This is a genomic window from Bdellovibrio sp. BIS2, from assembly GCF_055398295.1.
Window position 1 is genome coordinate 757,429 of the sequence record NZ_AP035879.1, and the last position, 21,780, is coordinate 779,208.

22 protein-coding genes and 1 tRNA gene are annotated in these 21,780 nt (G+C 50.7%); 15 read left to right on the top strand and 8 right to left on the bottom strand.

The genetic code is table 11. The features are described 5' to 3' along the window. Positions 1-136 precede the first annotated feature (136 nt). The 6 genes from yihA to ACZ520_RS03720 all read left to right on the top strand — a co-directional run bounded on the left by yihA (position 137) and on the right by ACZ520_RS03720 (position 5,063). Positions 137-712, top strand: coding sequence for a ribosome biogenesis GTP-binding protein YihA/YsxC (yihA, locus tag ACZ520_RS03695; RefSeq protein WP_232469318.1), 576 nt, complete (start codon positions 137-139; stop codon positions 710-712). Then, on the top strand, positions 709-1,452 hold the full coding sequence (kdsB, locus tag ACZ520_RS03700) for a 3-deoxy-manno-octulosonate cytidylyltransferase (RefSeq protein WP_088566134.1): 744 nt from the start codon (positions 709-711) through the stop codon (positions 1,450-1,452). The genes yihA and kdsB overlap by 4 nt, the downstream gene beginning before the upstream one ends. Further along, positions 1,452-3,116, top strand: a complete 1,665-nt coding sequence (locus ACZ520_RS03705; RefSeq protein WP_416479416.1) for a CTP synthase — start codon at positions 1,452-1,454, stop codon at positions 3,114-3,116. Before kdsB ends, ACZ520_RS03705 begins: the two co-directional genes overlap by 1 nt. Before the next feature lie 17 nt (positions 3,117-3,133). Beyond that, the gene (locus tag ACZ520_RS03710; protein WP_464127578.1) at positions 3,134-4,114 is read left to right on the top strand and encodes a KpsF/GutQ family sugar-phosphate isomerase; all 981 of its coding nucleotides are present in this window, start codon (positions 3,134-3,136) and stop codon (positions 4,112-4,114) included. An 81-nt stretch (positions 4,115-4,195) separates the two neighbouring features. After that, positions 4,196-4,561: a TRASH domain-containing protein gene (locus tag ACZ520_RS03715; RefSeq protein WP_374032123.1), complete on the top strand. Its 366-nt coding sequence runs from the start codon at positions 4,196-4,198 to the stop codon at positions 4,559-4,561. Between the two features lie 16 nt (positions 4,562-4,577). Continuing rightward, a complete protein-coding gene (locus ACZ520_RS03720; protein ID WP_464127579.1) occupies positions 4,578-5,063 on the top strand; it encodes a GyrI-like domain-containing protein in 486 nt (161 codons plus the stop codon). On the opposite strand, the gene ACZ520_RS03725 is transcribed toward ACZ520_RS03720, so the two are convergent. Then, a complete protein-coding gene (locus ACZ520_RS03725; protein WP_374032125.1) occupies positions 5,060-5,539 on the bottom strand; it encodes a low molecular weight protein-tyrosine-phosphatase in 480 nt (159 codons plus the stop codon). The genes ACZ520_RS03720 and ACZ520_RS03725 overlap by 4 nt on opposite strands. A gap of 43 nt (positions 5,540-5,582) precedes the next feature. Here ACZ520_RS03725 and ACZ520_RS03730 point away from each other — a divergent pair. Beyond that, positions 5,583-5,658 (top strand) — tRNA-Ala (locus ACZ520_RS03730). A gap of 307 nt (positions 5,659-5,965) precedes the next feature. Here the strand turns inward: ACZ520_RS03730 and ACZ520_RS03735 are convergent. Next, positions 5,966-7,012, bottom strand: coding sequence for a hypothetical protein (locus ACZ520_RS03735; RefSeq protein ID WP_417867984.1), 1,047 nt, complete (start codon positions 7,010-7,012; stop codon positions 5,966-5,968). Positions 7,013-7,176: 164 nt separating this feature from the next. Then, a complete protein-coding gene (locus tag ACZ520_RS03740) occupies positions 7,177-9,288 on the bottom strand; it encodes a PQQ-dependent sugar dehydrogenase (RefSeq protein WP_464127580.1) in 2,112 nt (703 codons plus the stop codon). A 141-nt stretch (positions 9,289-9,429) separates the two neighbouring features. Between ACZ520_RS03740 and ACZ520_RS03745 the strand changes: the two genes are divergently transcribed. Next, positions 9,430-10,074, top strand: a complete 645-nt coding sequence (locus ACZ520_RS03745; protein ID WP_464127581.1) for a hypothetical protein — start codon at positions 9,430-9,432, stop codon at positions 10,072-10,074. Positions 10,075-10,077: 3 nt separating this feature from the next. On the opposite strand, the gene ACZ520_RS03750 is transcribed toward ACZ520_RS03745, so the two are convergent. Beyond that, complete coding sequence (locus ACZ520_RS03750) at positions 10,078-11,388, bottom strand: D-alanyl-D-alanine carboxypeptidase (protein ID WP_374032129.1); 1,311 nt, start codon at positions 11,386-11,388, stop codon at positions 10,078-10,080. A 271-nt stretch (positions 11,389-11,659) separates the two neighbouring features. Between ACZ520_RS03750 and ACZ520_RS03755 the strand changes: the two genes are divergently transcribed. The 4 genes from ACZ520_RS03755 to ACZ520_RS03770 are packed head-to-tail and all read left to right on the top strand — an operon-like array spanning position 11,660 to position 16,038. Next, the gene (locus ACZ520_RS03755; RefSeq protein WP_088566124.1) at positions 11,660-12,343 is read left to right on the top strand and encodes a DUF4956 domain-containing protein; all 684 of its coding nucleotides are present in this window, start codon (positions 11,660-11,662) and stop codon (positions 12,341-12,343) included. 1 nt (position 12,344) lies between these two features. Beyond that, positions 12,345-14,096 (top strand): DUF3616 domain-containing protein, encoded by a 1,752-nt coding sequence (locus tag ACZ520_RS03760; protein ID WP_464127582.1) that lies wholly within the window; start codon positions 12,345-12,347, stop codon positions 14,094-14,096. After that, positions 14,096-15,256, top strand: a complete 1,161-nt coding sequence (locus ACZ520_RS03765; RefSeq protein WP_416479407.1) for a hypothetical protein — start codon at positions 14,096-14,098, stop codon at positions 15,254-15,256. Before ACZ520_RS03760 ends, ACZ520_RS03765 begins: the two co-directional genes overlap by 1 nt. Beyond that, on the top strand, positions 15,253-16,038 hold the full coding sequence (locus tag ACZ520_RS03770) for a polyphosphate polymerase domain-containing protein (protein WP_088566121.1): 786 nt from the start codon (positions 15,253-15,255) through the stop codon (positions 16,036-16,038). The genes ACZ520_RS03765 and ACZ520_RS03770 overlap by 4 nt, the downstream gene beginning before the upstream one ends. Here ACZ520_RS03770 and ACZ520_RS03775 read toward each other — a convergent pair. Continuing rightward, positions 16,035-17,399, bottom strand: a complete 1,365-nt coding sequence (locus ACZ520_RS03775) for a hypothetical protein (RefSeq protein ID WP_464127583.1) — start codon at positions 17,397-17,399, stop codon at positions 16,035-16,037. The two genes, ACZ520_RS03770 and ACZ520_RS03775, sit on opposite strands and share 4 nt — an antisense overlap. Positions 17,400-17,572: 173 nt before the next feature. Between ACZ520_RS03775 and ACZ520_RS03780 the strand changes: the two genes are divergently transcribed. Beyond that, positions 17,573-18,421, top strand: coding sequence for a hypothetical protein (locus tag ACZ520_RS03780; protein ID WP_464127584.1), 849 nt, complete (start codon positions 17,573-17,575; stop codon positions 18,419-18,421). Here the strand turns inward: ACZ520_RS03780 and ACZ520_RS03785 are convergent. Genes ACZ520_RS03785 through ACZ520_RS03795 form a run of 3 tightly spaced genes read right to left on the bottom strand, consistent with a single transcriptional unit; the run spans position 18,418 to position 20,686 of the window. Next, positions 18,418-19,158 carry an amino acid ABC transporter ATP-binding protein gene (locus ACZ520_RS03785; protein WP_088566118.1) on the bottom strand — a complete coding sequence of 247 codons (741 nt, stop codon included), beginning with the start codon at positions 19,156-19,158 and terminating at the stop codon, positions 18,418-18,420. The two genes, ACZ520_RS03780 and ACZ520_RS03785, sit on opposite strands and share 4 nt — an antisense overlap. Further along, positions 19,155-19,898 (bottom strand): amino acid ABC transporter permease, encoded by a 744-nt coding sequence (locus tag ACZ520_RS03790; RefSeq protein WP_464127585.1) that lies wholly within the window; start codon positions 19,896-19,898, stop codon positions 19,155-19,157. The genes ACZ520_RS03785 and ACZ520_RS03790 overlap by 4 nt, the downstream gene beginning before the upstream one ends. Then, positions 19,898-20,686, bottom strand: coding sequence for a basic amino acid ABC transporter substrate-binding protein (locus ACZ520_RS03795; protein ID WP_464127586.1), 789 nt, complete (start codon positions 20,684-20,686; stop codon positions 19,898-19,900). Before ACZ520_RS03795 ends, ACZ520_RS03790 begins: the two co-directional genes overlap by 1 nt. A gap of 85 nt (positions 20,687-20,771) precedes the next feature. Here ACZ520_RS03795 and ACZ520_RS03800 point away from each other — a divergent pair, with 85 nt between their 5' ends. Continuing rightward, the gene (locus ACZ520_RS03800; RefSeq protein ID WP_088566115.1) at positions 20,772-21,194 is read left to right on the top strand and encodes a hypothetical protein; all 423 of its coding nucleotides are present in this window, start codon (positions 20,772-20,774) and stop codon (positions 21,192-21,194) included. A gap of 116 nt (positions 21,195-21,310) precedes the next feature. Continuing rightward, the gene (locus ACZ520_RS03805; RefSeq protein ID WP_232468711.1) at positions 21,311-21,778 is read left to right on the top strand and encodes a KdsC family phosphatase; all 468 of its coding nucleotides are present in this window, start codon (positions 21,311-21,313) and stop codon (positions 21,776-21,778) included. The last annotated feature ends 2 nt before the right edge of the window (positions 21,779-21,780 follow it).

The window sequence follows — 21,780 nt, forward strand, 5'->3', positions numbered from 1 at the left end:
GACCCACCCTTTCAAGACTTTGACCGGGCTGGGCTCAAATATAAGCGGGGCTCGGGCTTTTCGACTCGCCAAATTATCCTGGGGCGGACTAGGTTCTCGGAATTGAGAAATGGGGGGAGCTCTGATAGTCTTGGCTATGCCAAAGACGATTCAATTTATCAAAAGCGCCGTTCTGGAAAAGGACTTCCCTGTACACAAGAAAGCTGAAGTAGCCATTGCCGGCCGCTCCAATGCCGGAAAGTCGTCTTTCATCAATGCCCTGACCAAAAACAAGATTGCGAAAGTCAGCTCCACACCGGGGAAAACCCGTTTGCTCAATTTCTTTGAGCTGGATCAATCCTATGTGATGGTGGACATGCCGGGTTACGGCTTTGCCGCACGTTCCGGTGATGAAATGCGTGAATGGCACCGCATGATTGAAACTTATCTGATGAATCGTGAACAGCTTCGGGGACTGTTGCTGGTGATGGACATCCGTCGCTCCTGGACCGAAGATGAAGAGCTTTTGAAAGAGTTCTCTGAACGTCGTGGCTTCCCGCTGGCCGTGGTGCTGACCAAAGCCGACAAAATGTCGCGCAGTCAGATGCTGCAAGCGGTGGCGAAAGTGAAGAAGGCCTCGGGCCTCAGTGCCGTGTTTGGTGTGTCCTCTCTGAAAAAAGAAGGACAGGACGCCGTTGAAGACTACATCTATGAAAACTGGGTAAAAGAATGAAAATTGTCGGTGTGATTCCCGCTCGTTTTGGCTCTACACGCTTCCCCGGAAAACCTCTGGTGAACTTGAAAGGCCGCCCCCTGATTCAGTGGACGGTTGAAGGAGCCAAGAAGTCCAAACTTCTGAGCGAGGTGATTGTCGCCACCGACCACGAAGGCATCAAAGCCGCCGCCGAAGCTGTCGGCGTTAAAGTCGTCATGACAGACAGCGATCTTCCCACCGGAAGTGACCGAATTCATGCTGCCATTAAAGATGTATCCTGTGATGTTGTTGTGAACATTCAGGGTGATGAACCGCTGGTGACCGGCGAGCTGATTGACCGTCTGGCTCAGGTGTTTGTCGATGATCCGAAAATGGACATGGCCACGCTGGCGCATCCGATCAGTGCGGAAGAACTGCAATCCATGAACTCCGTCAAAGTCGTCACGAATTGCCGGGATGAAGCCTTGTATTTCAGCCGTTATCCAATGCCTTATTCCCGTCTGTCGGCCCAAGAGGCCGGCAGCATGGATGGCTGTCTGAAACACATCGGCATGTATGCCTATTCCAAGAATTTTTTGAAACAGTTCTGCGAAGCTCCTCCGGCCCTCATTGAAAAAGCCGAGAGTCTGGAGCAGCTGCGCGCTCTGTATTTAGGTGCAAAAATCAAAGTAATCAGAGTCAAGGAAGCCAGTATCGGGGTGGATACTCCCGAAGATCTGGCGCGACTCGAAAAACTCTTAAGCTCACAGGGGATGTAATGGCAAAGAGAAAGACCACCACGAAGAAGGTGTCGACAGCGAAGTCGACCAAGAAAGCATTGAAGCAAAAATTTATTTTTGTCACCGGGGGCGTGGTTTCCTCGATTGGCAAAGGACTGACAGCTGCCAGCCTTGGGGCTTTGCTGGAAGGCCGCGGTCACAAAGTGACCATCATGAAATTTGACCCTTATTTGAACGTGGATCCGGGCACCATGTCGCCATTGCAGCACGGTGAAGTGTATGTGACTGAAGACGGGGCTGAAACCGATCTGGATCTGGGCCACTATGAGCGCTTTACATCCGCGCTGATGAACCGCTCGAACTCGGTTTCCACCGGTCAGATTTATGACACGGTTTTGAACCGCGAGCGTCGCGGTGATTATCTGGGCGGAACTGTTCAAGTCATCCCGCACATCACCGAAGAAATCAAAGCCCGCATTTATGAAGCCGCTCAGGGCAGTGAAATCATTCTGGTGGAAATCGGCGGGACTGTCGGGGATATTGAAAGTCAGCCGTTCCTGGAAGCCATTCGTCAGATGCGCATTGATGTGGGCCATGAAAATTCGGTTCTGGTGCATGTGACCTATGTGCCGTACATCGCGGCGGCGGGAGAGTTGAAATCCAAGCCGACCCAGCACTCGGTGAAAGAGCTGCGTGAAATCGGTTTGCAGCCGGATTTCCTGGTTTGTCGCAGTGAAAAAGTTATTGATGAAAATCTGAAAGCCAAAATCGGTTTGTTCTGTTCCGTGAAGCCGGAAAACGTTATCGCCGCTCAGGACAGCCGCTTCATTTATGAAGTGCCTTTGGCATTGCACAAAGAAAAACTGGATGAGCTGATCGTGGCACGTCTGGGGCTTTCTGCCGGCAAGCTGAACATGAAGGGCTGGCAGAATCTGGTGAAGATTCTGGGGAACCCAAGTCATACCGTAAAAATCGGTGTGGTCGGCAAGTATGTGGATTTGAAAGAATCCTACAAGTCCCTGCATGAAGCGCTGGTTCACGGTGGTGTTGCCAACAACGCCCGCGTGGAAATCATTTATGTGGATTCTGAAAAGGTCACTGACAAGACCGTACATTCTTTATTGGGCAAGGTTGACGGCATTCTGGTTCCGGGGGGCTTTGGCACCCGTGGTGTGGAAGGTAAAATCACGGCCATCAAGTATGCCCGTGAAAAACGTGTTCCATTCTTTGGTATCTGCTTTGGTATGCAGTTGTCGGCGATCGAGTTTGCACGCAATGTGTGTGGCATCAAGGACGCCACCAGCCGTGAATTCCACGCTGAAAACAAACGCACTGGCAACTTCGTGATTGATTCCATGGTTGAGCAGCGCGGAGTGATCAATAAGGGTGGCACCATGCGCTTGGGCGCTTTCCCGTGTGCGATTGCCTCGGGTTCCCGCGCTCATCAGGTGTACAAGGCGTCCTCCATCATGGAACGTCACCGTCACCGCTTTGAATTCAACAACAAATACAAAGACCTGTTTGAAAAGAACGGCATGATGGCCTCCGGGATCTGCAAAGAGCGTGACCTGGTCGAGATCGTGGAACTTCCTGATCATCCGTGGTTTGTCGGCGTGCAGTTCCATCCAGAATTCAAGTCAAAACCCTTGGCTCCGCATCCGCTCTTCGTGCATTTTGTTAAAGCAAGCCTGAAGAAGAAGTAAGAAAGGTTCGTTAGAATATGTCCAAAGTTATTCAACAGGGTCTGAAAGTTCTAGAGGTTGAGGCCCAGGCCATTCTGGCATTGAAAGAGCGCCTTGGTGACTCTTTCGAACAAGTGGTGAAAATGATCACAGCCTGTGATGGTAAAATTGTTCTGACGGGCATGGGTAAATCCGGCCAGATCGCCAGAAAACTTGCCAGCACTTTTTCTTCCACGGGGACTCCAGCGGTGTTTCTGCACCCGGCAGAAAGCTCGCACGGTGATTTGGGCCTTGTTGAAAACAACGACATGGTGATTGCGCTGTCTTACGGCGGCGAATCCCCGGAGTTCGCAGGCATCCTCAGATTTGTGTCCCGCAAAGGCATTCCTTTGATCGCGATCACGGGCAAGCCGGAATCTTCCTTGGCCAAAGCCGCTCAACTCACTTTGAATGTTCACGTCTCGGAAGAGGCCTGTCCGTTGGGTCTTGCACCCACGGCCAGCAGCACAGCGACCTTGGCAATGGGCGATGCGGTGGCGATGGCCGTGATGGCGGAAAAAGGTTTTAGTTCAGAAGACTTTGCCGAATTTCATCCCGGTGGAAGCCTGGGCTATCGCCTGTTGACCCGCGTGCGCGATGTTATGCATGGCGGGGATGCCCTGCCAACGGTGACTTTGGATACGCCGATTCGTCAGGTGTTCTCGATCATGACTCACAAGGATGTTCGCGGGGCCGCGGGTATCGTTGATGAAAAAGGTGATTTGGTCGGCGTGATCACGGATGGTGATATTCGTCGCCGTCTGGAAAAATCAAACGACCCGCTGACGGGACTTGCGAAAGATCTGATGACCACGAATCCAAGGACCATTGATGCCAACGAACTGGCGGAAAAAGCTCTGTTTGTGATGGAGCAGTTCCAGATTCAGATGGTCTTCGTTCTTGATAAAGAATCCGCAAATCCACGCAAGCCCGTGGGCATCCTGCACATCCAGGACCTGTTGCGCGCGAAAGTCCGTTAATTTGTGAGGCCGCCTTTATTTGTCACAAAAGGCGGCTTTGTTTCCTAATACCTGCAAACAGGCAAAACGCAGGAGTCTGATATGTCTCTAAAGAAGTCATTGTTAGTGTTCGTAATGGGTGTCTTCGTTATTCTGGCAGGAATGATCAGTCCCGCCAAGGCTGCGGAAGCATTGGAGATCGTGCCGAATCAAAAGGTCTGCATGGTCACTAATATGGTCTTCCCGCGTGATCAGATCCCGGTAAAACAGGGCAATAAAACTTATTATGGTTGCTGCGAAAACTGCAAAAAGACCCTGGCTGAAGATGCCACGGCCCGTACAGCGATTGATCCTGTTTCTGGCAAGTCCGTCGACAAGGCGACAGCAGTGATTGCGGCTCGTGCTGACGGTTCTGTGGTTTACTTCCAAAATAAAAAGAACTTCGAAAAATTCCGCGCACGCAAATAATTCCTCAGGAGATCCCGTGAGCCATTCCTTCACAGCAAAGCCAGATATCAAGATCGTAGGCATTTCAGTACGTACCCGCAATGGCGATGAAATGAAGGGAAGTGGCAGGATTGGATCTCAGTGGCAGAGGTTTTTCAGCGAAGGGGTGATGCAAAGGATCCCCAATCAAATTGCTGGCGGGCCGATTTATGCAATCTATACCGACTATGAAAGTGATGTGAATGGCGAGTATTCGTTCATTCTGGGGAAAGAGGTCTCTTCTTTTGATAATCTCCCGAACGATCTGATTGCGAAAGTGCTACCGGCATCCAGATATGCGGCTTTCACCTCCCAACAAGGGCCAATGCCCAACGTTGTAATCGATCTTTGGCAACACATCTGGGGTTTGACTCCATCGGATCTGGGCGCTGAGCGCGCCTACAAGGCAGACTTTGAGGTTTACGATCAGCGCAGTGCGGACCCTCAAAACTGCCAGGTGGATGTGTTTTTGTCGGTTCGTTAAATCTTGTCGCTGCGGTCCTGAACTTTGTCGATCAGGCCCTCGATGGCGTCTTCCAGAATATCCAGAACATGATCAAAACCGTCGACGCCCCCGTAGTAGGGATCGGGCACGCCTTTGACTTTGAATTCTGAACAGTAATCGGTGACCAAAGAAATCTTGTCCAGCAGGGTTTTATCTGGGCAGCGCTGGCGCAGGTTTTCAAGATTGCTGGCGTCCATTGCCAGAATCCAGTCAAAGTCATAATAGTCGGATTCCCGAACCACACGGGAAATGCTTGTCAGCTCATACCCCCGGCGTTGTCCATGCAGAATGCTGCGCGGATCGGCTTTTTCCCCGTCGTGGGCTCCGGAAGTTCCTGCGGAATCGACCACCCAAGGCAGGTCCCGTTGTTTGATAAGATGTGCCGCCACGGCTTCAGCAGTGGGGGAGCGACAGATATTTCCCAGGCAGACAAAGAGTAATTTTTGGCTTTTCATTTGAATTATTTTAGGGCTATTATTTTGTCTTGTCATTATAAGTGGGGCCGTAGCTCAGCTGGGAGAGCGCAACGCTGGCAGTGTTGAGGTCGTCGGTTCGATCCCGATCGGCTCCACCAAATTCTCTTTATCATCGTAAAATTTGTTAGATAGCAGGCTTCGTGTTGGATTTTCCAGCCGATCGGGATGCGATAAAAAGCGGCACTGGCGCTTTTTACCGCGGGCATAAGGTTCGATCCCTTGGTTTTTTGCTTTAGGGGGAGGAAGTAGCTACGGAGAATGCTATCAGTAGCATGATGGATACTGAATAGATCAGGTTCAGTTTCATGGGGACCTCCTGATTGGTATTGGGCCACCAATTCTTTTTCTATTTTATCTTTCTGAGGTCTGGGGCTTTTTTTTACATCCACTTGTCTTGTGGCAGTACTATTTGGTTATTACAGAAGCGCTGCGTACTTGTTGGATGTAGGTGAGAATTTGGCCTTCGGCTGCAGCCCGAACGTCAGCTTGTTTTTTGGCTTTTGCGATTTGACCGTTCATCAGCACTTTCTGAATTGTATCGTCCACTTCGATGGCGTGGCCGGCGTCTTTCAGGATTTTACGTGTATCCAGTACGGCCTTCAGATAGCGGGTCATTTCGTTGACCTCAACGTCGTTGTACTTGCTCAAATCCAAAGTCCACTTCATGCCCAAAAGACCCAACTTCACTTTGTTCTTCAGGCCCTTGTCGATGTTGCTGGCTTTGGCGACTAGCATGGTCAGGATGAAGTTTTGGCGGGCTTGCAGGATCTGAATAAGTTTGCTTTCAAATGCCAGCAGGTCATAAGAAGACGGCTTCAGGTCGTTCAGGGAAATACGACCTGCATCCAGATCGGCTTTTTGCTTCAAAGCACGCTCGATCAAAGACAGCATGGACATGTGTTCGATCCCTTTTGGATCGACACGGTTTTTTTGTTTGTCATTCACTTCGTGCAGGGTTGTGACCAACGCCAGGAAGTTCATGTCACGGTTGTCGTCCGAGGTCGGAGAGATAAAATCTTCTGTCGGGGCATATTCATGAATTTCACGGATGAATTCACGAGCGGCCGAAGATGCCAGTTCTTCACGGCGGTGATCGTTGTCCAGCCCTTGCATCGACCACAATTGGAATTCATAAGCCCAGAAGTACTTCACACCCAGGCTGAGCTTTTTCGCCATTTCCTTGGATTCATTCAACTGTTGCAGGAATTCTTTGCGCAGAAGAGCGGCATTACCCTGTCTGAGGGCATCATAAAGCTCTGCGGTTTTATTATCCAAAGACTCTGATTTTTTATCCAGCTCGCCGGTTTTTTCTTCCATGCGTTTTGTGGTTTCATTCATTTCCACCGTGGACTTGTGCATATCATCCAGATTCTTTTTCATTTCGCAGGCAGAAGTCAGGCCGCCCACACAGGCAAGCATCAGCAGGGTTTTCAAATGTGAATCGCGAAGCATAGTTCCTCCAGAACGGTCAGTATCCGGAGGGGAAGAGCATAAAGGATGCCATCAGAACTAGAGCTTGGAATCTAATACCGAGATTTACACGGCTTTGTCTTGAATGGTTGTAATGCAAGAACTGTCCGACTTTTTGACAGCAGGGCAGTTCTTACAAAACCAATTTAGCGAGAGATATAGTACACGCCATCTTCCGGTGTTGGGCAGGCTTGTTTATACAGACGGCTGTGAGAAGGCACCAGATAGATGCGGCTCCATTTGTAACCGTCAGCCGCCGTCACGGTGGCCGGGCGAGGGTCCAAATACACGATGTCCCCTTGGGCCACCTGCCCACACACCGTGGCGCTGGTGGATGGCTTGGCGCGGATGTTTCGTTTGTCTGCCATCTTGAACTGGCTGTAGCGGCTGTCGATATCGGTTGGAAGTGAATTCACCCAAGCGGCGATGATCTTGTTCACGCGTTCCCCTTCGGCAGTGCCAAAGATCTGTTCTTTGTCGGCAGGAGGCATCGGCGTGTAGCCTTCCACGCGAGCGACGCTGCCATACAGCTTGCTGCGCTCAAGGTTCCCCGGAAGAATCCATTCATTTTTCACCAGGAAATCGAGATTGCTGAAGCGGTCCTTGCCGAAGTCCTGTGCCTGCATATTGCCGTGGCAACCCAGACAGTGCTTTTGAATCAGTTCGGTTTGAACCTTGCGATAGCCGTCTTCCAGCACAGGACTTTCTTTGACTGCGGATCTCCACGCCAGAAGCTGCACTTGGGGATCGTTGGCGGCAGCGGCGTTTTTGTCACAAGGTTCCTGATGATTGGCGGTGGCTGATCTTGCCAGTCGCACGATGCTGCGGTTTTCACGGTCCTCGACAATCCACAGGGATCCATCGGAAGCTTCGGTGAAGGCCACCGGAGCCCCCTTAGGGCGGATGCCTTTGACTTCGTCCCACTTGGAAATGATTTCGGTGTAAGAACCATGACGGGCCATTCCACCGTGAGGAGTAAAGGCCTTGCGTGTGCTGCACGCACCTTTTTGATTGAATCCGAAAGTGGAGCTGGATTCTTTCGCCAGGGGCAGACCATTGCTGTCCACGTTGTAGGCGACCAGACGATGTCCGGTGGGTTGATAGCCGTGCCACGTAACCAACAACTTATCGCCGAAGAGATCACCAAACATCTCGCCCTTATAATAAGCCATGTGCAAAGGGGCCACATGTGGTGGCATCAGTAACCACGGGGCCTGATAATCACCGATACCGGAAGGATTGCTTTGGGTGCAGTCCACGGGTTTCTTAAACTGTTTGTGCATAGGAAGGTTTTTGTTTTCCGGGAACAGCCATTCAGGCGAAGTGGCGTGGAAGTTGTAGCAATAGGGCCAGCCATAATGACGGCCAACTCCGTTATCCAGATCGACGACGTTGATTTCTTCGTAAGGTTCCTCCAGCTCGGCAAAGTCACGACTGTTTTCCCCTTGAATCAGATAACCTTTATCAGAAATCGCCATGGCCATGGAGTTGCGTAATCCCAGGGCCGTGATTTCATAGTTTTTGATGCCACCTGCAGGAAGGTTTTTCAGCAACTGGGCCGGGATGCGATAGATAGCACCGTTGCCTTGGGCTTGGTCTTCCGGACAGGATTTATAGGCGCCGGTGCCCTGAACCACGCAGTGATCACTGGGTGACCCAGAGTTGATGTAAAGGTCCCCGTTGCGTGGATCAAACACAAACTGCGAAAGCGGGTGCATGTAACCTTCTTTGCGTGCCAGGTTTCCCACCACCAGAGTCCAATCTGTGATCTGATTGTTTTTCAGATGAAATTTGAAAATGCGGGTGCGTTCACCGATGTAGTAATACCCATCTGGTCCCAATGCCAATCCATGGGGCGTTTCCAGATTCAGCTTCAAAGTTTTGATTTCATAAGGGGACGAGCCCGAACGAGTCAGCAGGAACAGGCGGCCGTTCTGCGGGCTCCATCCGCCCATATCGACGACCAGAAAATCCTGAGTTCCGGCAATCTGTAAAATAGTGCGGGGCTTGATAAAGCTTTTGTCATTGCTGCGATCCACGGCGCGATCCCGGGGCATCACCATCCCCAGACAGGTACCGGGCATGGTTTCCACCTGCAGGCGAGGGAACCCGTCGCAGGAGGTGTCCAAGGGGTCATAAAGATAGCCGCTTTTATCCAGCACCATGCGAGATGCCGCTGTTTTACGGTCCGCACTTTTTTGCAAAGACGTACATTGAACCAAGGAAAAAGCCAGAATCAGCCAGAATAAAACGCGCATGATATCCCCAATTAGAAGTCCTTATTCAATTATGGAGGCTTTTAGGCCCTTATCAAATGCAAATTTTCCATATTCATTCCTTTGTTGGGGTTGGGTTTCCCCATCTGCCGGGGTCCGGTGTCATCCTAATAGGGAGGCCTCATGGATGGAGCCAAACTTCTTGTCAGTCTTATAGTTCTGTTGATTGCAAACTCGACCCTGGCCAGCACGGATCGCATGGAATGGGGAACGGGCAGTTCCAGTTTCAAAATGCCCAAGGTGAAGGACCGGGAAAAACTGAGCTTGCTGCTGCCATCTTTCGTAGTTCACGGAATCAAGCCCACGATGACAGCGTCCGTGGAAATGCCCCGTAAACTGGACGGCAATGGCGCGGCGGTGATCACGCCAGGGGTTGGGTTGGAATATCAAACCGCCACCGGGGTCACCTTTCTGGCGGCGATGGTGAAGGACTGTTACGACAACCTGGCCGGAACTTTTCAGATCGGTCGAAATTATGAGATGAGCGACAGGGTCAGTGCAGGATGGTCCATGGGAGTTTACGCTCGACAGACGCCGATGGCCTGCGAAGAAACGAGCTTCGGTCTGTATTCTTACCGGGAGTGCTATGAACTGGACAGCTATAAATGGAAATTCATGGGCAGTGTGAACGGCCATTCCGTGGATGTGATCCCGATGCCGTTTGCCCACCTGACTGCGGCTTTGTATAAAAGCCGCGACATGCAGGTGGATCTGAAAATCATGAGCAATGTGTTTTTGAACGAAGTGGGGATTGGCATCCCCTTTTAAAACTTACTTCTTGGAAAGGGTCACGACCGGAGCTTCCTGTTCAGTCAGGTAAGAACCCTGATCAAATGGCAGCGCCAAAATCTCTGTGTACTGAATTTCTTTCGGGCCGGAGCGCTTGTTGATCAGTTGACTGATTTTATTTTTAATCATTTGTGCCGCTACACCACGGTCGGAACTGCTTTGATCCATATCGGTGTGCAAAAGAATCGCGAAATAGAATTCACCCTCTTTTGTGGAAATCGAACCTGCCAGTGTCTTGGCTTTGTTCACGGTCCCGGTCTTCGCGATCATCGCACCTGCGGCATTACCACCGAAATTATCCACGGTGGAATCATTGTCTTTGTTGGCGACAGAAAGCACATCACTCAGCTTGTAACCTTTGGCTTCCAGGGATTTGTTCAGCGTGTACAAGGTCTTGATCATGGTTTCACAAGTGGCCTCGTTATAGACGGGTTTTGCCGTCGTGCCTTCATTGTTGCCGGAACCATTGTGGAATACGATCTGATTTTGATCAGCTTTCAGTGTGGCTGCCGCAAAGGTGTTGAAGGCCGCTGTGCCACCCAGGTTCCAGTACAGGTTGTCCGCAATATAGTTATTGGACTGGTTGTTCATGCGCTTCAGGATTGTGCGCAGTGGAGCGGATTTCAGGACCACGCTGCCGGTGTATTTGTCTTTCTTGTAGTTGGATTTCGGCAGGAAGGAAATGTTGCGCACTTCAATTGTGGGCTTTTCCAGCATAAAGACTTTGGCTTTAGTGGCTTTTTCGCGAAGCTTGCTGTACATCGCACGATTGATGGCTGTGGAGAAAGACTCTTTCAGATTCTTGATCACAGCTTCGGCCTGCTGTTCGATGGTTTCATAGCGTGGGGTCACGCCGCCAATACGCGGGGATTCCTCCGCCAGCCAGTCCAAAAGGAAGTTTTCATCAAAGGTCAGGTTCTCAATTTTTGTGACCTTCATGCGGTTCAATTCAGAGATCAGGAAATAGCTGAGGTTGCGACCGAAGATAGGATCACGACTGCCTTCCACATGCAGATCCATGGCGCCGTTGGCTGTCGGGGTCAGGTGCAATACGGTTTTATGGCGATAATCCACGCCCAGCTTTTCGATCGCCCACAAGGTGGTGATGACTTTGGAAATGGAAGCCAGCGGGTATTTTTTCTGAAGATTGCCTTCGCCCTCGATGTCCTTCACGGCGGTGGAGGCCTTCATATGGCAGACGGAATTGACATAAACCTTGGCAGAGGCCGTGGAGGCCATCAAAACGGGTGCAGCCAGAGCTGCCAGAATACCAAGTTTAAATGTCGAAGCCATACGTCCTCCTTTGCCGCTTTTTCGGCGACCGACTGGCAGAGTTCATATTCCGTGCCGGGGTCAATTTCAATGAGTCAGAGCCGAGGAGGTGTTATAGGGCCTTTTCCGTCTAAAGTGACGGAAATTGGCAGTCAGTTTGTCATTTGCCATGGTCGGGGATTGCGGACCGGAAAGGGGCAATTAAGTCTTCGTCATTCTGTTTTATTTTGGTTGTGATCAAGGGGTAAAGACTGACAATGATCGTCTCTTAGAAAGCATCCGGGGGAAGAGTATGTTGGATTTTTCCGTTCTCAACTCATCATTCGCCAATCCGACATGGATTTCGATCATCTATGCCTTTTTGCTCAGCTTCATCCTGGGGACGGCCTTGGCCGTGGCCTATGTAAAGACCTTCCGAGGGCTTTCTTATTCTTTGAACTTCCTGCATGGATTGGTGCTTTTGCCGATTGTCATCGCCATTGCCATGCAAGCTATTGGTGACAACGTGGCCCGCGGTATCGGGATGATCGGGGCCCTGTCCCTGCTTCGCTTCCGCACGAACGTCAAAGATCCTCGCGACATGTTTTTTATTTTTGCCTCGTTGGCCGTGGGCCTGGCTTCCGGAGTTCATGCCTATGGCATCGCGATTCTGGGAACGGTGTGTTTTATCCTGGCTTTGACGGTGCTGCAGAAATCCCCTTTCGCTGCCGGGCCTCAGTTTGACGGCCTTTTGCGTTTGAATCTTTCCCGATCTGGTCAGGATCAGCGCGAGGTGGAAGATGTCCTTGGAAAATCCTGCCGCCACTTTGCCTTGGCCACGATCAGAGAAATGGGGCAAGGGGAGCGTTTGGACTTTTCCTATCAGGTGCGCTTAAAGCCTCGTCAGACTTCCGCCGAGCTGGTTGAAGAACTGGGGCGTATTTCTTCGGTGCGCGGCCTGAACTTTATGAATCAAGAATCCGTGATCGAGGTGTAAGGTGAAACTAGCTGACGTCGTCGGGACCGAGAACCGTTTTCTATTGGGCTGCTGGAGCGTGGCCGTGGTTCTGGTATTGGTGCTGGGGTTGGTACTGGGGTCCGATCCGGTCAGTATTCTGGGCGTGGCGGAGTCCCGCGAGTTTCAGGTGAACTTTGACAGTCCGGTTGAAATCAAACACATCTATGTGCTTCCCAGTCAGATTGTTCGCAAAGGCGATTTGCTGGCAGAACTTGGTCAGTCAGAGTGGGAATCCCAACTGCGGGTTCTGAAAAGCCGCTATGACAAACTCAATGCCGAAATGCACCTGCGCCAGCAACTGGCAGGGGTGGTTAAAGACCTTGGGCATCTGGCTCCTTCGGCGGATCCTTTGTTGGTTGAACTTGAAGACGCCCGCCGGGAAATGGCTTTGATCGAAGGGCGCATGAAGAATCTTTTTGTATTTGCCGAAGTGGATGGCGCCGTGGGTGCCGTGAACTTCAAAAACGGTGAAAAGGCTCCGGCTTTTGCGCCACTGATCACTTTGGTTCCTCTCAATCCCACTTATGTGAATGGTTACATCAACGAAAACCTGTCCTCGACGTTGTCCGTGGGGCAGGTGGTGGAAGTCAGTTCAGCCGGAGGCAAAGTCGTGCGGGGATCGGTGGTCAGCATCGGTTCGCGCATTGTGCAGATTCCGGAAAGACTGTTGCGCATTCAAACCCTGCCGGCCTGGGGCCGTGAGGTCGTGATCAAGATTCCCCGCACGAATGAGTTCCTGTTGGGCGAAAAAGTCTTTGTTCAAAAAAAATGGAGCTTGTCGCTGTTGAGTCTGGCCAATGCCGACGAAGCGGCTCAGAACCTGGATTCCCAGCAACAGGATCCGCGTGAAATGGACATACCTCTGAACATTGTCGAGACTTTCAAGCCAGAGATGTCCGGCGTGGTCTTTGTGCCTGAGCTGAAACAATTTGTTCTGGTGTCTGATGACTATCCCGAAGATCGGCCGGTGCTTTTTCTGATGAATGAACAGGGGCAGATTCAGCCTCATCAGGTTCAGCTTTCCGGCCTGCCGGTGATGGCCGATATTGAATCGGTTTCTGTTCAAGGGGACTACCTTTATTTGCTAAGCTCCATGTCCGCAACCAAAAAGGGAAAACTTAAAGAAGAGCGGCAGATCTTTGCTCAGATAAAACGCAACGGACTGCGCTACAGCGTTGAACATCATGTGGATTTGCGCAAGCCCCTGATGCTGGCGTTGAAAGACTCCCAGGATCCATTGTTGAAATCTGTCTATGAAGCCGATCTGAAATTGGCTAAAGAAGGCTTTGAAGTTGAAGGTCATGCCATTGATAACAAAGACCTGTATCTGTCGCTCAAGGGGCCCGTACTTCATCGCAACGAAGGGATTATCCTGAAGGTGTCAGACTTTGCTTCTGCCTTTGAGGGGGTTTTGAAGCCAGCTCAGGTGACGCTGGCCGCCCGCTTTGAAATGAAACTTCCGCACCAGGATGTTGAACTGGTTCTTACGGACCTGATCAAGCACGGAGATGCGTTTTACCTGGCCTCCTCTTGCCGGGGGGCTTCCTGCAGTGCCATCTGGAAAATATCCCCTGGACAGACTTCCCCCGAACTGTTGCATGAATTCCGCATGCGCCATTTGGAAGGGCTTGCCCTCCATCCCGACACTCATCAGATGTTCGCCGTTTTTGACAGCAAAAGTTCCAGTCAGTATGCCGTCGTCAGTCTTGTGGCAGATAAAAGGACCCCGTGATGCTTTTGTCTTGGATCCTTTTGGGGGGACTTTCTTCATTTGCGGTGACGCCCGAGCAGGTATTAAAGACGGCTTGGGCCGACACCACCTACACTTCGCAAGAGCAAATGCGTCCGACCGATTCGCGCAATCCTTTGCGCAATGTTGAAGGCTTTGTCAGCGCCGAACAGGAAGGCAGTAAGAATGAATACGAAGTCGGACTGAAGTTTCAGTTTCGCTCGTGGCCCGAATGGAAGCTGGGCCCGAATTCGGAACCCCGAAAAAAGGTGCTGCAAGAGGCCTCCTTGGCGTGGGCCCTGCATGAGCGTTACCTGAATCTGATCTCATACCAAATCAGCCAGCAAAAAATGGCCGTGTTAAGCAGCTCCATGAAGTTGTCCGAGGGATACTTAAAGGCGCAAAGCCTTTCTTTGCGCGCCGGGCGCACGACGACGAAATCTTTTCTGGGGGCTCAAGGGGACATTTACAAGTTAAAACGCCTTGAAAGTGGAATTGCCCAGGAACACAAGCTTGCAGCAAAAAGGATAAAATCCTGGGTTCCGCAATGGGAAGAAAACCCTTTGGAAAGCTTTGATCTTATCAGTGTGCAAGAGGTCGTGGATGCCGTGGGCAGCCTGCCGACTCCGGAGGCTTCTTTAACGGCGCGAATTTCAGAAACTGAATTCAAGGACATCAGCCGGGAACTTGAGATTTTGCGAGGCCGCGAAGATCAATGGGTGAAGGGACTGGATGTGTCGCAGACCCACAAAGAGGATGAAATCGGTTACAAGGTCGAACTGACTTTGCAGTTGCCCCATCTGGGGTCCGATGATCTTTCCCGGCAAAAACAGAATGAATTGATTCTGAAAAGAGCTCTGAAGCAAAAGGAAGCCGAAAACAGCAAGGACCGACTGGTCAGTTTAAAGAATCAAATTCAGAATCTGGCCGGACTTTACAAGATGACCAGTCAGGGCTTGAAGGAAAGCCAGAAGGTCAAAGGGCAGGATACGTTAGCGGTACTGGAAGGCCGTCTGCTGCAAGAGCAGACAGAACTTGATTTGCTCAGCCAGCAGCAGGAAATTTTAACTTTGTTTGTCGAGTATCTTCTGGAAAGTGAACGCCTGGCCACTGAACCCACCAAGAATCATCTGAGTAAATCCCAGAAAGTGGTGGCCTTGTGAGCGGCCCGGTTTCACCGCTGGCGTTAGAGCGGTATGAGCTGAAGTATCTGATCCCGGCGGCACTTGTCGATCCCATCTCGCGCTTTGTGGAAACCTATTGCGAAATGGACTACTATTCCACAGTTTCGTCCGACAAACACTACACCATAAACAGTCTTTATCTGGATACACCCAGCCTGTACCTGTTGCGCTTCAAAGAAGCGGCCAATGCCTTTAATTTTAATATGCGAATTCGCTCTTATGGCGACAGTCCCAAGCCGCCCTACTTTTTTGAAATCAAATACAAGCTGCGTGAATTTGTGCGAAAAAAGCGGGCACTGGTTCATGATGAAAATTGGGCGGAAATTCTGGAGTGGGGAAAAATTCCGGAGCATATTCAGGGAAGTTCCCGGCAGAACCTGGAAGAGTATCTGCGAGTGAAAATGAGCTATAATGTGGGCCCGGTGATTCTGACTCAGTACCGCCGCAAAGCTTATTTGTCGGTGGTGGATGACTATGCCCGCGTTACCTTTGACCGCGACCTGCGCTATCAGGAGATGAACGAGTGGTGTGTGCGACCGGACGGCCGTCTTTTGAGTCACTATGATCATCCAGAGTCCTTTGAAGAGCCCGGATGCAATGTCATTCTGGAACTGAAGTGCGAAAAGAAGATCCCTTATTGGATGGTGGATCTGATCCGCCGCTTTGAATTGGAAAGCGGTTCTTTCTCGAAGTTCGGAAACTCCATGGCGACCCTGTTGGGTATGCCCGAGGTTTTAGCCCCGGGCCCGTTGTATCTTTAAATGCTACAAGGGGTGAGCGGAGGTCGCGCACCCGGCAAATAATTTTCCAGATCCAGATCAAACTTCAACTGACCTGTGCGGCAGGCGCCGGTCAGGATTTCTCTGGCTTTGGCGGCATTCTCCTGCAAAGACCGATAATCCTTGTCTGTAAAGAGCAGTTCTGTTTTGAAGTAAGCCTTTGTGGCCGGATTTGCCAGCGATTTTTCAAAAGCCATAAAGTAACGATATGTCAGATAGCTCATATGCCGGACTTTTTCCAGAACACTGTAGGCTCTCATCATATTGTCTTTGATAACTCCGCAGTCGTTGTCTTTTAATATCATTTCTTTCAAGACCACGGCGGCCCGTCCGGCCATCTGGCGTTTTTCCTCGGGCGGCACGACGATTTTTCCATCCACCAGTTCCGCTTCGGATTTTGCGCGTTCAATCCGATTGGTGGAAGGATTGATGGAATACCAGTAAAATTTGTAATGGATGTTTCCGATGCGGTCCTGCTGATTCATCAGGGTGTCGATCAGAACCATGTCGGCGACGTCTTTCATTTGAATTACATCCTGAGCAACCCGGGTGAATTCCGCCGAACCCGCGATTTGGGCCACTGTTTTGGTGCTGGCCACTTTCTGAAAGGGCTTTTGTTTCAGGAAACGCTGATAGCGACTGTTATAGGGGCCCCGGCCACTGACATCATTATAGAGATTTTCATTCTTCACGTTGTCAGAAAGTCCGCCGTAAAGCTGCGTGAAGGTGGTGTCCGTGAGCTGGGGAAAGGCGCGGGGGTTCAGATGCATTTCCCCGAGCTTTCGCCAAGCCTCGGCGATAGTGTCCGTTGAATCACGCAAGGCGTGCACCGCCTTGCTGGTCAGTTGGCTGTGAACCTTTAAGTCCATGGTGCGAATCACCGAGACCGGAACTCTTCCGACTCCTCCGAGGATGCGTGACATGTGATAATAGGCAAGAATCGACGGGGTGTACGAGCAGGTGATAGTCTGTTTGAATTTTGCTTCGGTTTTAACACCCATTTTTTTGACGTTGCAGTCAGAGGCATCAATGGCCTCTTTGCTGTACTGGGCATTGGGGGCAATCAGCAGAACTCCGGGATTGGTGGAATTGTATTTGGGGCAGAGGCCCATCGTGCGATAGAAGTCATATCCACACAAAGTGCTTTCTTTGCCGGTGTCATCACTGCGATAAGCGCCGCCCGGCCATTTCTTGGCGATCACACAAAGCTCACGCACACCGTAGGGCGATAAATATTCTGTGCGCGCTTCGCCTTGAAGGTTTGCAAGATTGACGGCGAATGCGCCGGAAACGGGAGCCAACACAGACAAAACAGCAGAAGTGCAAGTTGCAGCAAGCTTCATCCAACTACCTCATTTGGGGGAGTGTTCAGGTCCTTCTTTGTTTATATCCAGAAAAGAAAATTAAAAATACTTACAAGATCAGAAGACCAATGTCGGTGTTGTGGGCTCGCATTCACATTTTATTGGTCCAGCAAACTTGTGTTCACAGACAGAAGTATTTGAAGATGACGTTTATGAAATACACCACTCTGTCAAAAACCATTTTGTTCTGTTTTCTGACTGCAAATCTGATCGGTTGTGCCAAGGGCAGTGTTTCTACGTTGTCCACCGGGAATTCCACAACGGCGATTGAGACTCCTCAAGGCGAAGCTGGTGATGAAAACACTTCTGGAAATCCTGCTGTGCCGGAAATCACAGACCCTTCCATTTTTCGCCTGGATCGGGAAGTGAAGAAGTTTCAAGCTCGCTACGGGCTTGAATCAGCCTCTGAAAAATCCACTGACAACAAAGGTCTTGGTGATACGAATCTATGGGGAACAAGAAATTTTCGGGTGGTTCTGCACGGAGTTTTGTATCGTGGGGGAGCGAATAATAAATATTTTGACCCGCCACGATCCAATACCAATCCGTTGCCAGCCACCGGTTTGAACAATTTGTGCAAAGAGGATTTTTCGGCGGCGGTGTATCTGTACTCTGAGAATTTTTCCACCGCGCAAAAAAGTGTGAAGTGCAAGAATACCGATCATCAGGATCAGACCCTGACATACAAGCAGTATGCAGCGGCCGGCGAGAACGAAAAGATTCTTGCGATGGTCTATGACCGGATCAAAGGAAAATCAAACGGGCCCATCTATGCGCATTGTTGGAACGGCTGGCATTCTTCGGGATTGATTTCGGGAATGGCCTTAAAGCAGTTCTGCGGCTGGTCCAATGAGAAAGTGGATGCCTATTGGATGAAAAATACCGATGGCAACAATCAAGGATTTGAAACGATTAGAAAAAGACTTCGAGATTTCAAGCCCCTCGTGAAATTCTCAATCAGCGCAGAGGAAAGAAGCCTGATATGTCCTGAGACGTATTAAGGTGTTCCGTGGAACCGCAGGACCTTTCCAAGGAACGTCCTGGTTCTTTCACTCTCGGCGCGGTTGAATATTTTCTCCGGCGGCCCTTGCTCGACGACCTGGCCTTCATCCATAAATAGGATGCGATCACTGACTTGTCGGGCAAAACCCATCTCGTGGGTCACAATCACCATGGTCTTTCCACTGTGCGCCAGCGACTTGATTACGTCCAGGACTTCTCCGACCATTTCCGGATCCAGAGCCGATGTCGGTTCATCAAACAACATCACTTGCGGCTCCATGGCCAGCGCCCGGGCAATGGCCACACGCTGCTGCTGCCCTCCGGAAAGCTCGTGCGGGTAGCTGTCGGCTTTTTCGGCCAGGCCCACACGGGCCAGCAGTTCCCGGGCCTTGGCTTCGGCGGCATCCTTTGAAAGATGTTTTACCTTCATGGGTGCCAGCATAATGTTCTGTAAAGCCGTTTTGTGCGGGAAAAGATTGAAGCGCTGAAAGACCATGCCTACATGGGCGCGCAGCTTGTTCAGATCAGTACTTGGATTTGTGACTTCAAAACCGTCGACCCTGATGGTGCCCCCTTGGGCGATTTCCAGGGCATTGATGCATCTTAAAAATGTGCTTTTGCCAGATCCTGACGGGCCAATCACGCACACCACTTCGTTGTCCTTGATTTCACAGGACACGTTTTTTAAAACCTGGCGGCTGCCGAAAAATTTATCCAGGGCCTGAATCTGAATCATGCGGATTGGTACCTTTTCTCAAGACGATGAACCACATAGGACATGGCAAGGGTGATGATCAGATAAATTGCGGAAATGAACAGATACGGCTCCCAGTAGCGCGCATAAGCCCCGGCGGCCGTGCGGGCGGCATAAGCCAGTTCCGCCAGACCGATGGCCGACACCAGCGAAGAATCCTTTAGCAGGGTGATGGCTTCATTTCCCAAGGGAGGCAGCATGCGACGAAATGCCTGCGGAATGATGATGGACTTCATGGTGTGAAAATAGCCAAGGCCCAAAGATCTTGCCGCTTCAAACTGCCCGCGGTCGATCGACTGAATCCCGGCCCTGAAGATTTCGGCGATATAGGCCGCTGAATTAAGACTTAAAGCCAAAGCCCCGGAAATAAGCGCGCCGTATTCCCGTTTCAAATACAGAGCCACGTCACCTGAAATCAGCAGACCGTCCTCGGGATGGATCAGCAACGGAACAAGGGCGAAGTGAATCAGCAGGATTTGGACAAACAGCGGAGTGCCTCGGAAGAAGCCTATGTAAATTTGCGAGGGCAGGCGGACGAACATCTGAACCGGCCAGCGCCAGGGACCGCGCTCGATCCGGGCGATTTTTCCCAGCCCCAAAAGCAGGCCCAGCACGGTGCCAAAGAAGATTCCGATCAGGGTCAGTTGCAGGGTGGTGTTAAGCCCCTGCATGAAAAGAGGCCAGTATTCGATGATGATGTCAGTGCGAAACCACGAAAACATCAGTTCTTCTTTTCTCCGAAGTATTTTTTGAAGATGGTGTCGTAGGTGCCGTCTGCTTTGATGGCACTCAGTCCGTCATTGATTTTTTTCAGCAGTTCAGTGTTGCCCTTTTTGACGGCGATGCCGTACTGCTCTTTCGAAAAGCTGGTATCAGACAGAACTCTGAAGTCTTTCGGATTGTTGGCGAAGAAGTTATTGATAACTCCGTTGTCCGCCACCACTGCATCCACTCCTCCATTGATCAGCTCTTGCAGTGCCAGGGGAGTTCCTTCGAAGCGCTTGATGTTCGGGCTGGCGCGGCCCAAAAGGCGAGTGACGACCTCATCGCCAGTGGTTCCGATCTGAACGCCGACTTTCAGCTTCTTCAAGTCGTCAAACTTTGTGACTTTGGATGTATTCGGAACCGCGATCAGTTGGACGGCATCGAAGTAGGGCTCTGAAAAGTCCATGGATTTTTTTCGTTCATCATTGATAGTGATGGCGGAAATCAGGATGTCGCGGTCGCCGGATTCTAGCTGACTGAACAACCCCTCCCAAGGAGTGTTCACAATGTCCAATGTCAGGTTTTGTTTGGCGGCGATGGCCTGGATGATTTCAATATCAAAGCCGCTGATGGTTTTATCGGCATTTTCGATTTCAAAGGGGGCGTAGGCGGCGTCGGTTCCAACCGTGAGTTCTTTTTTTGTGGAAGTTTTTGCCACAGTGTCGGCGGTCCCGGATTCTTTTTTGGTGCAACCCAAAGTCAATAGCAGAAGGCAACTGGTGATAAGAAGCGAAAGTCGTTTCATTCAAAATCCCCCGAAAATGTCTACTGGACCCGTCCACTTGACCACCGCTTCTGTTTTGAGTCAAATGTCATTTCGGGAGTAATTCATGAAATCCGTTCTGGTCAAGGTTGTCGGCTCGATTCTGCGCAGCCTGTTCATTTCCATCGTGATGTTTGTCATTGTTTTTTCGGTGATCACGCGTGAATTCCCGCCCAACTTCGGCAAACTTCAGGGAAGCTGGCAGAACCTGCAGCAGATGGCGCAGCTCAGTCGTCAGATTCATGATCAGAACAAGATTTTAAAATCACAGCAGGCGCAGGATGGTTTTGTCGAGGACGCCGATCTGGAAAAGCTGCAGGAGCTGAACTTGAAACGTGCCGAACTGGGTGCTGGTCTTTTAAGCGGCGAAGCCGTGGGGGTTTCGGCCTCCGCGGACACCGAGGCGCTTAAAGTCCGGGTCCAGGAACTTGAAAAGCAACTATTCCGTTTGCAGCAACGAGTGAACGAACTCGAAGCAGCCCGACCTTAGTCGTGTTATCAACACAACCCTAAGTCCTGTATCAGAGTGGGGCACTTGCTCCATTGTCTTTTATTTTTCACAATGATTCAGTGGCATTAGAAATATCAAAACTTAAAAATATCAAGATGTTGGTTCTCGACGTTGATGGCGTATTAACTGACACACGCGTGTGGTTTGATGGCACTGAATGGCGCCGCTTTTATTCCATCCGGGATGGCGTGGGCATCAAACGTCTTATGGAATCCGGTTACAAAATAGCAGTGATTACAGGCAGTAAGGCAGAGGACATTCGCGCGCGCGTGAAGGCTCTTGGTATTCAGTATTTCTATGAGGGTGCTCTCGACAAAGAGCCCTCTTTCTTGCAACTGCAGCAGGAATCCGGCCTGAAGCCTGAAGAGATGGCTTATGTTGGTGATGACATTTTTGATATTCCCATGATTGAAGCGGTGGCATTTGGAGCAACAGTTCCAGAGGCTGTCGATGAGGTTATGGAAGTGGCTGATTATGTGACCCGCAGACCTGGTGGTTTGGGGGCTGTTCGTGAAGTTTGTGATTACATCTATAAATACGGTGCATTTTCATCGGGTAGGTAAGA